The sequence below is a fragment of the Ancylobacter sp. Lp-2 genome (assembly GCF_020523795.1).
In the GTDB taxonomy this organism is placed as follows: Bacteria; Pseudomonadota; Alphaproteobacteria; order Rhizobiales; family Xanthobacteraceae; genus Ancylobacter.
Map to the genome: position 1 here is coordinate 44,510 of NZ_JAJALI010000001.1, position 11,817 is coordinate 56,326.

At 61.4% G+C, this 11,817-nt stretch carries 10 protein-coding genes, 1 tRNA gene and 1 pseudogene; 8 read left to right on the plus strand and 4 right to left on the minus strand.

Going from position 1 to position 11,817, the window contains the following annotated elements; genetic code table 11:
- The first annotated feature begins 3 nt into the window (after positions 1–3).
- Together LGR54_RS00210 and LGR54_RS00215 are read left to right on the plus strand one after the other, a co-directional pair.
- Entirely contained in the window at positions 4–330 is a 327-nt protein-coding gene (locus LGR54_RS00210; RefSeq protein WP_230359984.1) for a hypothetical protein, read from the plus strand.
- A gap of 120 nt (positions 331–450) precedes the next feature.
- A tRNA-Ser gene (locus tag LGR54_RS00215) sits at positions 451–540 on the plus strand.
- Positions 541–773: 233 nt separating this feature from the next.
- On the opposite strand, the gene LGR54_RS00220 is transcribed toward LGR54_RS00215, so the two are convergent.
- From LGR54_RS00220 to LGR54_RS00230, 3 genes are read right to left on the minus strand one after another with little or no spacing between them, the layout of a single operon-like run.
- Positions 774–1,214, minus strand: a complete 441-nt coding sequence (locus LGR54_RS00220; RefSeq protein ID WP_230359985.1) for a GNAT family N-acetyltransferase — start codon at positions 1,212–1,214, stop codon at positions 774–776.
- A 52-nt stretch (positions 1,215–1,266) separates the two neighbouring features.
- A complete protein-coding gene (locus LGR54_RS00225) occupies positions 1,267–2,358 on the minus strand; it encodes an Ldh family oxidoreductase (RefSeq protein ID WP_230359986.1) in 1,092 nt (363 codons plus the stop codon).
- Positions 2,327–4,537, minus strand: a complete 2,211-nt coding sequence (locus LGR54_RS00230) for a N,N-dimethylformamidase beta subunit family domain-containing protein (RefSeq protein WP_230359987.1) — start codon at positions 4,535–4,537, stop codon at positions 2,327–2,329. Before LGR54_RS00230 ends, LGR54_RS00225 begins: the two co-directional genes overlap by 32 nt.
- Before the next feature lie 277 nt (positions 4,538–4,814).
- On the opposite strand from LGR54_RS00230, the gene LGR54_RS00235 reads away from it, so the two are divergent.
- The 6 genes from LGR54_RS00235 (at position 4,815) to LGR54_RS00260 (ending at position 9,852) form a co-directional block, all read left to right on the plus strand.
- Positions 4,815–5,480 carry a GntR family transcriptional regulator gene (locus LGR54_RS00235; RefSeq protein WP_230359988.1) on the plus strand — a complete coding sequence of 222 codons (666 nt, stop codon included), beginning with the start codon at positions 4,815–4,817 and terminating at the stop codon, positions 5,478–5,480.
- Positions 5,481–5,810: 330 nt separating this feature from the next.
- Positions 5,811–6,818: a trans-3-hydroxy-L-proline dehydratase gene (gene lhpH, locus LGR54_RS00240; RefSeq protein ID WP_370638098.1), complete on the plus strand. Its 1,008-nt coding sequence runs from the start codon at positions 5,811–5,813 to the stop codon at positions 6,816–6,818.
- Between the two features lie 132 nt (positions 6,819–6,950).
- Positions 6,951–7,766, plus strand: coding sequence for a transporter substrate-binding domain-containing protein (locus tag LGR54_RS00245; RefSeq protein ID WP_230359990.1), 816 nt, complete (start codon positions 6,951–6,953; stop codon positions 7,764–7,766).
- A 28-nt stretch (positions 7,767–7,794) separates the two neighbouring features.
- Positions 7,795–8,457 (plus strand): amino acid ABC transporter permease, encoded by a 663-nt coding sequence (locus tag LGR54_RS00250; protein ID WP_230359991.1) that lies wholly within the window; start codon positions 7,795–7,797, stop codon positions 8,455–8,457.
- An 11-nt stretch (positions 8,458–8,468) separates the two neighbouring features.
- Positions 8,469–9,137 (plus strand): amino acid ABC transporter permease, encoded by a 669-nt coding sequence (locus tag LGR54_RS00255; RefSeq protein ID WP_230359992.1) that lies wholly within the window; start codon positions 8,469–8,471, stop codon positions 9,135–9,137.
- Positions 9,130–9,852, plus strand: coding sequence for an amino acid ABC transporter ATP-binding protein (locus tag LGR54_RS00260; RefSeq protein ID WP_230359993.1), 723 nt, complete (start codon positions 9,130–9,132; stop codon positions 9,850–9,852). Before LGR54_RS00255 ends, LGR54_RS00260 begins: the two co-directional genes overlap by 8 nt.
- A 452-nt stretch (positions 9,853–10,304) precedes the next feature.
- Here LGR54_RS00260 and LGR54_RS00265 read toward each other — a convergent pair.
- Positions 10,305–11,054, minus strand: a pseudogene (locus LGR54_RS00265) (IS5 family transposase).
- Positions 11,055–11,817: the final 763 nt, after the last annotated feature.

Consider the following 11,817-nt stretch of genomic DNA (forward strand, 5'->3'; position numbering starts at 1 on the left):
GAGATGAACAGGAATCGGATCACCGGTGCGGCCCGCGATCTGGCGGATGAAGTCGGCGGCCGGCTGCGCAGCGTCGCCGGCGGCGCCCGTCGTCAGTCCGCGGCGCAATTCGACGAGCTCTATGACGACGCGGTGGCGGTCGGCCAGCGCGCACGCGGGCAGGCGGTCCATCTCGCCGACGACGCGTTCGAGCTCGGCCGCTCGGCCTATGGGCGCGGCATGCGGGAGTTGACGCACCATGCCGGCCGGCATCCGGTCGCGCTGATCCTTGCCGCCGGTATTGCCGGCGCCGCGCTCGCCTGGCTCTGCAGTTCAGCCTCGCGCCGCTGAACGGCGTGGATTGCCGACGGGCGGTCCACTTCGTGTCGGCACGGGTCTTGTGCCCGACCGACTCCTCGGTTATTGAGCCTGCGCTCCACGACGCGGCGGCCGCCGTCGCGTCCCGTGCGCGGAGAGGTGCCGGAGTGGTCGATCGGGACGGTCTCGAAAACCGTTGTGCGTGCAAGCGTACCGTGGGTTCGAATCCCACCCTCTCCGCCAGCCTATTTTAGCAACCACTTGGTTTTGCATCGCTTTTAGCGTCATCGCTGACGTGATGTCGCCATTTCACCCCACATTTTTGATTTGCTGTCGCTGCCTTTGACATCCGAATGATGCCCTGTCGTGGGTCGACCTTGAACGGCGACGAGTCACTGTCTCGGTGCGCCAGAAGCGGTCGTTGGGCGTCCGTCCGAAAGCCGACATCAGCCCGAAGCGTGTACCCATCAAGCCCTTCACAAAGAAGCCTTTCGCATGAAATGAAGACCGGGCAGCAATGCCGTGAAGCCCCACTTGGCATAGAAGGGTATCATTTCCTCCAGGCAGTACAGCTCGCGGTGCTTGATGTGGACGATGGCGGGATCGTTCATCACGGTCTCCATCAGCAGACCGCCCAGCCCCGTATTGCGCCATGTGCTTTTGACGATGATGTCGAAGATCATCGCCTTGTAAACACCGTCGCTCAGGACGCGGGCGAACGCGACGAGGTCGTCGCAATGCGGATCGATGAAGGCGAAGATGGGCCCGCCGGATTGCAGGATCTTCTCGACATCCGTTTTGGTGCGCCCCTTGGTCCACCACTCTGCTTGAAAGAGGCCTACCAACTGATCGACCTGCGAAGAGGTCAGGGATCGATGAAGAGCCAGTCGGCCCTTGTCATGCGAAACGGCGTTCACAGTGCCCTCCCGAAACGGACTGTCTGAAACGGAATGCGAAGTGCTGGCGTGGTCACGTGCCGTTTGCCGCTAGGGCCTTCAGATGAAAAAGCTTCTCTTCCGAAATCGGAACGCCGAAGCGCTCTGCATTGGCTCGGTTCCTGTACCTGCGCTCGCCGGGCAGACGTTCCTGCCCGGCGTCGAGAAGCCGGCCACACAACAGCGCGACACGCTGCGCGAACTGCGAATTTCCTCCGCGCCGGGGATCGATGACGATCAGCAATTGCCCGGCTTTTGGCGTCTGGGCTCCGACGCAATCGCCGAAATCGTTTTCGAACGAGAGCTGCCCACCGGTCAGGGCCCCCGCCATCAGCTCGACCATGAGTGCGATGGAGGATCCCTTGTAGCCGCCAAAGGCGTTCAACGCCCCGCCGGCCAGAACCGCGTGGGGATCCGTGGAAGGGTTGCCGTCGCTGTCCACTCCCGTGCCGGGAGGAAGGGGAGTGTTCGCCAGGGCATGGAGCCTGACTTCGCCATTGGCCATCACACTTGTCGCCTGATCCACCACGAGCGGTTCGGCACCGGCGACCGGCGTCGCAAACGCCATGGGGTTCGTGCCGTAGACGGGCGATCGACCGCCATGCGGCACGACATTGGCGAGGCCGTTCACGAAGCTGATCGCCACAAGGCCCCGGCGCGCAAACGGTTCGACATCAGGCCACAGCGCGCTGAAATGATGGGAGTTGCGCGTGGCAACGATGGCGACCCCTGTGCTCTCCACGGCGCCGTCGATCGCCCTCGCGGCGGCTGCCAGGGCCGGCTGGGCAAATCCGTTCCGGGCGTCCACGCGAATGAAGGAAGGGCTGACGCCGACGATGTCCGGGACCGCCGTGCCATCGACCCACCCCGTTCTCAGCGATGCCACATAGCCGGGAATGCGGAATATGCCGTGACTGATCGCACCGTCGCGCTCGCAGCCGGCGCAGTTGGCGGCGAGAATATCGGCGGTTGAAGGCGATGTTCCATAGCGGGAGAAAATATCGCTCAGAAGCGATTTCAGAGCGTGGAAATCCACACGGATCTCAGCGTGCTCGGCGGTCATTCCTGTCATCGCTAATTGGACCTGGGGTTGATCACCGCGGAACAGCTGGGTCGGTGTCGACATCGGGCGCTGTTTCGAGAAATTTGCGGAGGCAGTTTTCCAGAAGGCGGGACACGTTGTTCTCGTAGCCGTCATGAGACAGGCTGCCGCAAAACGTGATGGAGCCGACCGAAAACAAACCTCCGCCATTCCCGGCGAGGCCGTAGACGATGTTTGATCGGATGCCGCCGTAAGGTCGCGGACCGCCGTCGAAGACGCCGGGAAGCAGCAATTCTTCAAAGCTCGTTTCGAAGCTCGGCCCATGGCCTTCAGACGCGGCAACCACGGTGACGAAATCCGGCGTCCCAAGATCCGGGCTGGCCTGGTCGATCTCGAAGCCGGCAGCACCGCCGCCTGAAAGGCCGAAATCACCTATTCTCTGATCGGGCGGAATGCCCTCGAACAGAAACGCCAGCTCCGGTCGGAACGACCCTTCGGTGCGGAGGTAGTAGGTGCCCTCGAATGCGCCTTCCGCCGTGAACCCGACGCCGGCGACCTTTTGCGGGGGGATGCCGTTTCGACGCCAGAGCCCGCCATATTCGCCATCGAGCTGATTGTAATATTCGCCCGGCTGGCTGGCCCAGGTCCTGCCGCCTCCCTCCGCCCGGCGGATCTCGATGAGGTGGGGCTGACGCGGATCGCGGCCGATCTTCCAGTAGAAGCCGTTGCCGCCGAGGTACATCAGCCTGCCGCCCCCCTCCCTGTAGGAGATGAGAGCCTCGATCGTCCGGCGCGTATGATATTCAGGGTGGGTGCCCGTCAGAACGACGTCATAAGGGGTAAGAGCCGCCACACCCTCGCGGTCCAGATCTTCGTCGGTCAGGACGTCGAACCCAAAACCTTTGGCTCTCAGCCAGTCCGTGAGATGGGAATCCGCCGGGAAGCCGCGCATGCCGGAACCCTTCTCGTCGTGATAGACCAGATAGCCGGGGCGCATCGTCATGATCGGGCGCAGCCGGGACGACAGCGTTATGCCCGATCCGTCCGGGTGGCGGTTATAGGTCGAATAGCCGTAGGTACCGACGACATCCGGGTTATGGGGATAGGCTCCCCACTCTTTCACCCGCGCCTCCAGCGCACCGGCAAAATTGCCGCGCGCATGGTTGGCATAGGCCATGTAGGTGAAGGTGGGCGCCAGAAAGACGATCCTCTGCCGGGGCAAGGCAGGGTTGGGACCCACATAGAACGGGATCGTGTCCGCGCCGACCTCGTTGTCGATCGCGAGACCGTAGACGCCCGATGGCACTCCCGCCGGCACGTCGACGGCGATGGTGGTTTCCCACTTGCAGTCGCTCAGATCGTCCGAATGAAAGGCGATGGCGGCATATTCATCGGGTGCGGTTTTCCAGTCCATGTTGCGGCCGGTCCAGCCGGATGAGCGAACCGCGCGCATCGGCATATTGATCAAGGTGAGGCGGCGCGAGGGGTCGATCTCGTCCGCCACCCACTCGCCGTCGCCGGGGCCGCTGAACCGCCAGCGTGCAAGTTCGCGAGTATCGGAGCCTGCTCCCTTCCGCGACCGGCATACCAGACGCGGCGCTTCGATCGAGCCGTTGAAGCACGCGTACGGATGACCGTTCCAGCCCGCCGCGAAACAGATGCGATCCACCTCACCGAGGAGATCCCGGAGCCCCTCCGGCGCCGCGAACCATTGCGAATTCTTCTGGACTCCCACGACACAGACACGGGCGAAGACGCCCTCGTCACCGAAGTTGACCTCCAGCCTCGACCATTCATTCAGGTCGAGAGCGAGATCCAGCGCGACACGGGTGGGGTGCGGCCGCCGCGTTTCGAGGAACAGCGCTCCGCCATTGAGGACCAGGGCGACGCCTTTCGCGTCGTCGGAGTCCTGAAGCGAGAACACGGTCTGGTCGGCGGAACAGAGGAATGTCGGCCTGACGACAAGCTCCACCGTCAGGTCCCGCGCTTCCGGGATCGGCGGGATGGGCCCGATCGCGCAGGAGCCCAGATGGGCCTTCTGCTCCTTGGCGGCATAGCGCGGCGTCAAGCCGAATTCCACGTCTTCGCTCTTCATGCCTTGGCCGACCGGATTGGGGTCGCAGCAATCCAGCCTCACGACCTTTGCCGTAACGTCGCGGTCGCCGATCGATGAAATCTTGAACTCGAGCCGCTCTCCCGCTTTCGCACCGAGCGGGGCGACATAACCGATGAGCGCCGGCTGAGGGAATTCCGGAGTAGGCATGTTCCACCACGGTAAGGCGTTGAACGAGGCTTGCCGACGGGAAGGCCGCGCGAAAATCGCCGACGCACCGCCGCCGCGAGTCATTCGTCAAACATCGAATGAAATAGAATATCGTATACGTTTCTGGCACCTGTCAAGTTGCGGATCTCCGGTCGCGCGCCCATCTTAGCGCCACGAACGACGCCCGCGCGGCTCGCTGCCCATGGCGTGACCTTGCGATCCGATATCGAATACGATACTCGATCGCTGCCCTTCCAAGGCAGGCTGGGAGATGTAAGTGCCACTTACCGCAATAGATTTGCCATCTCTCGGTTCGGCGCCGACCGCGTCCGACATTATCGCCAAGCACATTCGCGAAGCGATCGTCAGCGGAGCTTTCGACGAGGGAGAGCCTATCCGACAGGACGACGTCGCGAAGCTGTTCGATGTCAGCAAGATCCCTGTGCGGGAAGCGCTGAAACGGCTGGAGGCGGAGGGGCTTGTCGAGTTTCACCGCAATCGCGGAGCTGTCGTCGCGAGCCTTTCCGAGCCGGAGATCGCGCAGATCTTCGAGGTGCGCGCCATGCTGGAGTCAAGCGCACTGAAGCTTTCCGTGCCGCGCATGACCGAGAAGACCTTCCAGCGGGCCGGAGAATATTGCGAGGCCTTCGCGCGGGAGACAAATGTGGCGCGCTGGGCCGAACTCAACTGGCAGTTCCACTCCTCTCTCTACGAGGATGCGGATCGACCATTTCTCATGAATCTCATTCGATCCGTCAATGATCGGATCGAGCGCTATCTGCGGATACAACTCACGCTTTCGGGCGGAACCGGCGTCGACGACAAGGAGCATCGCCAGATACTCGCGGCCTGCCGGGAGAAGAATGCCGACAAGGCCGCCGCGTTGCTGCATCACCACATATCGAATGCCTGCGACTCCCTTCTGAGCCACCTGAAGAAATAACCTGTGCGCCCAGGCGCTTGCATCGAGCGTAAGGCGCATCTCGGCCATAGGCCGCCCCTTCGCATCCGGCGATGGATGGCGCTAGCGATCCGTCAAGCTCGGGCCGCCGGCCAGTCCAGAACGATGGCGCATCTTGAAATTCTCCGCGCCTGACATTTCTGCGGTTGACGCCTTCGCATGATCGTATACGATATCTGAAATTCTTCAGTCAGGAATGAGGGTGGCCGCTTTTCGGTGCTTCGGAAGCCCGATGGGCCGCGCCGGTATGACTGGGCCCGCTTTGCAGCGTCCTTTTTGAGACAAAGCCCGATAGGGAGTTGGAGATTCCGCATGCAGTACGAGAGATCGTTGAGCACCGTTGAACTGCATACGTGCGGTGAAACATTCCGACTGGTGACTCAGGGGCTTCCGAAAATTCCCGGAAACACCATCGTCGAACGTCGCGCCTGGCTGCAGCAGAACGCAGATCAATATCGTCGCGCCGTCATGCTCGAACCTCGCGGCCACAAGGATCTGTATGGCGGATACCTTACAGAGCCAGTGAGCGAGGACGCGGACTTTGGCGTGATCTTCCTGAACAACATGGGCTACAGCCCTCATTGCGGCCACGGCGTGATCGCCCTCGCGACGGCGGCCGTGGAACTGGGATGGGTCGAGCGCAGCTCACCTGAAACGCGGATCGGCATCGACGCTCCGTGCGGCTTCATCGAAGCCTTTGTCGAATGGGACGGGAAGAAAACCGGATCCGTGCGCTTCGTGAATGTGCCTTCATTCATCTTCAAGCGGGACGTGACGGTCGTCACGCCGAGCTTCGGCAAGGTAACGGGCGATATCGCCTATGGCGGCGCGACATATTTCTATGTCGACGGACATCCTCACGATATCGCCATTCGTGAGACGGATGTTCAGAAGATCATGCAGTTCGGATACGAAATCAAAACGGCGGTGAATGCGGCAATGCCCGTCGTCCACCCGGAAATTCCCGAATTCAACGATGTTTACGGCGTCATGGTCTATGGCGCTCCGCGTCACGAGGGATCGACCCAGGCCAATTGTTGCGTCTATGCCGACCGCGCGATCGACCGATCGCCGACAGGCTCGGGCACGGCGGGCCGGGTCGCCCAGTTGTATCTTCGTGGTGAGCTTTCGGCGTCAGAAACTTTGATAAATGAATCCATTATCGGGACAGTGTTCAAAGGACACGTCCTCAGTGAAACAAAGGTCGGCGAGTTTGATGCGGTGATCCCCGAAATCAGCGGCAACGCCTATATTTCGGGATTTGCAAACTGGATCATCGATGAAGAGGATCCTCTCGCTTACGGGTTTCTTGTCCAGTAATCATTGCCGTTCATCGGGCGGAATACGATAGCGTCGGAAGGCAATTCCAGCCACTTCATTATCGTATACGATATCTCAGATACGCTTTTCCGTAAGCAGGGTCTGATTTCAATCAACGAGAAGGGAACAGAAATGCGCGTCACCACACTTGCCTTCGCCGCGGCTTTGGCCGTATCGGCCGCCGCGACCGCCCACGCCGACAAGCTGGACGACATCATCTCGGCCGGCACGCTTCGCTGCGCGGTCGTGCTCGATTTTCCGCCGATGGGCTCGCGGGACACCAGCAATAACCCGATCGGCTTCGACGTCGACTATTGCCTCGATCTCGCCAAGGCGCTCGGCGTGAAGGCGGAGATCGTCGAGACGCCCTTCCCGGACCGGATTCCGGCCCTCGTCTCGGGTCGCGTGGATATCGGCGTCGCCTCGACCTCGGATACGCTGGAGCGTGCCAAGACCGCCGGCTTCTCCATTCCCTACTTCGCCTTCACCAATGTCATCCTCACCAAGGCGGGCATCGGCATCGACAGCTATGAGACGCTGAAGGGCCGCAAGGTCGGCTCGACCGCCGGCGGCTACGAGGCGCTGGCGCTGGAAGCCGACGTCAAGAAGTGGAACGATCCGAAGGGTTCGTTCCGCGCCTATCAGACCCAGGCGGACGTGTTCCTGGCACTGGCGCAGGGCCAGATCGAGGCGACCGTCGTCACCTCCACCGTGGCCGCCGCCATCGTGAAGGAAGGCAAGTACAAGGGTCTCGTCATGGCCGGCGACGCCCCCTATGACATCGACTATGTCGGACTGATTGCACTGCGCCAGGAACAGGGCCTCCTCAATTACCTCAACCTGTTCGTCAACCAGCAGGTGCGTACCGGGCGCTACAAGGCGCTGTACGACAAGTGGATCGGCGGCGGACAGGTGCCCAATCTGACGGTTCCGGGCGTCTATCGCTGATCAAAAACTCCGGCGGCGGGCGCGAGCGATGAACTACACCTTTCATTGGCGCCCGGCCTTCCGGGCCCTGCCGGATATGCTGTGGGGAGCCTTGGTGACGCTTGAGGTCGCCGTGCTCTCCATGGTGCTCGGCGTGTTCTTTGCCGTGCTTCTGGCACTGGCGTCCGGCTCGCGCTTCCGTGCGCTCCGGGCGTTCGCCACGAGCTGGGTGGAACTCGCCCGCAACACGCCGGCGCTGTTCCAGATCTACATGGCCTATTTCGGCCTCGGCTCGCTGGGAATTTATCTCGACAGCTTCCCCGCGCTGCTCGCAGGCATCACCTTCAACAATGCCGGCTATCTCGCGGAAACCTTTCGCGGCGGCCTGCGCGCCGTGCCGCCGACACAGGTGCGCGCCGCCCGCTCGCTCGGCATGGGACCCGTCCAGGCGTTCCGGCTGATCGTTCTGCCGCAGATGTTCCGTGTGGTGTTCCATCCGCTCACCAACCAGATGGTGTGGGCAATCCTGATGACGTCGCTGGGCGTGGTGGTCGGATTGAACAACGATCTGACGGGCGTCACCCAGGATCTCAATGTCAAGTCGTTCCGGTCTTTCGAATTCTTCGCCATTGCCGCGGTCATTTATTACCTGATCGCCAAGTTCGTTACCGGCTCGGCCCGCCTGATGGCGTGGCGGCTGTTCCGCTACTGAGGGAGGCACGGATGTTCGACACCTCCCTTTTCGAGACCTCGTTCACTCTCAGCGACCTCTGGTTCATGCTGAAGGGCGCGGGCGTCACCCTTTCCATCACCTTCTGGGCGGTGCTGGGGGGAACGCTGCTGGGGCTGCTGTTTGGCTTGGCACGGGCCAGCGTGCCGTGGTGGCTGAACGCGCCGATCGGCTTCGTGCTCGACATCTTCCGCTCGGTGCCGCTGATCATCCAGTTCGTGCTGGCGAACTCGTTCAAGTCGATCGTCGGGCTGAACGTGTCGGCCTTCACGGTCGGCTGTGCGGTGCTGGCCGTCTATACCGCCGCCTTCTGTACCGAGATTGTGCGCGCGGGCATTCTCGCCGTGCCGGCGACGACCCGGCGGGCGGCTCGCTCGCTCGGCATGAGCTGGCGGCAGGACCTGACCTCGATCGTGTTTCCGATCGCGCTGCGCGTCGCGCTGCCAAACTGGATCGGCCTGACGCTCGGCGTGATGAAGGACACCGCGCTGGTGCTGTGGATCGGCATCGTGGAGCTACTGCGGTCCTCGCAGATCATCGTCACCCGGATCCAGGAGCCGCTTTTCGTGCTCTCCATCGCCGGGTTGATCTACTTCCTCATGAGCTTCCCCATTGCCCGCCTCGGCGCACGGTTGGAGAAGAGGTGGCGCGAGAATGATTGAGATCGAGAACGTTCATAAATCCTTCGGTGCTCTCGAAGTGGTCAAGGGCGTCACCATGACCGTCGAGAAAGGCGAGGTGGTCTCGGTGATCGGCGGCTCCGGCTCGGGTAAGTCGACACTGCTGATGTGCATCAATGGACTGGAGCCGATCAATTCCGGCCACATACTAGTCGACGGCACCGACGTGCATGCGCGCGGCACCGACATCAACAGGCTGCGCCGCAAGATCGGCATCGTCTTTCAGCAGTGGAACGCTTTCCCTCACCTCACGGTGCTGGAGAACGTGATGCTGGCGCCGCGCAAGGTGCTCGGCAAGCCGAAGGCCGAGGCCGAGGCGATCGCCGTCGAGAAGCTCTCCCATGTCGGACTGGGTGAGAAGCTGAAGGTCTATCCCTCCAAGCTTTCCGGCGGCCAGCAGCAGCGCATGGCGATCGCCCGCGCGCTCGCCATGTCGCCGGACTACATGCTGTTCGACGAAGTCACCTCCGCGCTCGATCCGCAGCTCGTCGGCGAGGTGCTGGATACTATGCGCATGCTTTCCTCGGAGGGCATGACGATGATCGTCGTCACCCACGAAATCGCCTTCGCCCGCGAGGTGTCGGACCGCGTCGCTTTCTTCCACAAGGGCAAGATCCACGAGATCGGTCCTCCGGCCCAGGTGATCGGCAATCCGCAACAGCCGGAAACCGCTACCTTCCTCAAATCCGTCCTCTGAGGTCAGAAAAAATCTTTGGGGCTAATCATGCGGTAAGGGTTTCCGGCCGCCGGTTCGGCAAATGCGATCGGTCGCGATATCAAAGCCGATCAGACCTACTGCTCGATCCCATTCGGCTGCTCTTGGCTAAAGGAAACACGCTGATCGTCTTCGTGGGAATAGTGGCCACTGACGACGCAACCAACTATTGCCGATGCGACGCCATCTCGCGACGGAAATCGGATGTGCGAAAGCGCCAAAAAAGGACCTTGCCGAGTTCGTGTCCGAACGCCTGCTATGGGGCCGAGAGTGGACTGGCAGGTTTTGGCTGCCGCAATGCAGATAGCCGCCGTTACGACCCCGTCGCGGTCGTACAAGTGGTCGGAGAACACTTCTAAGAACGGACGCTATCCAGCTAAGGTGGCAACCACCGGCAAGTGTGGCGGGCAGTCTTCTAGGCTCAGGACTCATAGCTAGTAGAGCACGGTGGCCGCAAGACCGATGGCGGACATGAAGACGGTCGGGCATCGATCGTAGCGGTTGGCGACGCGCCGCCAGTCCTTGAGCCTTCCGAGCATGATCTCGATGCGATTGCGTCGTTTGTAGCGGCGCTTGTCATATCGGATAGGCTGGGAGCGGGATTTTCGCCCTGGGATGCAGGGTTTGATACCCTTGGCCTGCAAGGCGTCGCGGAACCAGTCGGCGTCATAGCCCCGGTCGCCCAGGAGCCATTGAGCCTTGGGAAGGCTGTCCAGTAGAGCGGCGGCGGCGGTGTAGTCGCTGACCTGGCCCGCGGTCATGAACAGGCTGATCGGGCGTCCATTCGCATCCGTCACGGCGTGAAGCTTGGTGTTCATGCCGCCCTTGGTGCGTCCGATCAGTCGCCCGACATCCCCTTTTTACGCGCTGGCTCGAAGCCGTGCGGTGGGCCTTCAGATAGGTCGCGTCGATCATAACCGTTCGCCGTTCGCTCCCTGCGGCGGACAGGCCCTCCATCATACGGATGAAGATGCCTGCATCGCTCAAGCGTTTCCAACAATTATAAAGCGTCTTATGCGGCCCATAGGCCGCCGGGCGTCGCGCCAGCGCAGCCTGTTGCGGTTGACGAAAATGATCCCGCTTAGAACCCGACAATCATCCACGCGGGGCTTCCCGTGGCTCCTAGGGAAATAGGGCTGAAGCCGAGCAATCTGCTCGTCTATCAGCCAATACAGGTCGCTCATGTTCAAACTCCTGCGGAGTCTGAATCAGATCATGCGCCTCGTATCAATGGGTCCTGAGCCTAAGGGACCGACAGCGGACGGGATGAAGTGCAATAAACCGCTGTAGGCGACAGCCAGCACGTGCTTTCGTACTCAAGTCATCTGCCGTTTACAAGGTCGGCCGCACGGAGGGTATTGAGGTCACTGTGTTCAGCTTATAACGCTTTATTGCAGCCGTTGTGCGCGGATAGGAAAGTAAATATTTCTATACAACAAGTAATGTCTTGATAATTCAAGATCCTCGTCAGGATGACCATTGTACGACATCCCAGCTTGAACATTTGAGAAAGCTTCTTTTATCAGCCCAGCGTGAGATCATTTCCGCTGCAGCATCATCCTGCGTCATGCCTTCAGATAATGCGTTGAGGAAGATCGCTGACCTCGAAGTCGCGATCGGTGCCGTCGAGACGATGACGGAGAACAAGCGAGGAGCGTGATGCGCTCCTCGCAAGATGGGCGATTTCAGGCGGTCTCCTGATCCGCAGTGTCTGAACTCGCGGGCGAGCCTTCGGTGGGTTGCGGCTCCACAGCATCGATTGTGGGGGGCGGCTCTCCCAAGGGTCGTCCCAGCCCGCTCTCCGGCGTGAGCTTCGAGCGCTGCTCAGAATAGTTCGGCGCAACCATCGGATACCCTCTCGCTGTCTACCTCAGGGGCGCGCATTCCAAACGCACCGCCCCGGATGGATCAGACCTCCATGAGCACATTACCTGGCGGGCGGCTCCA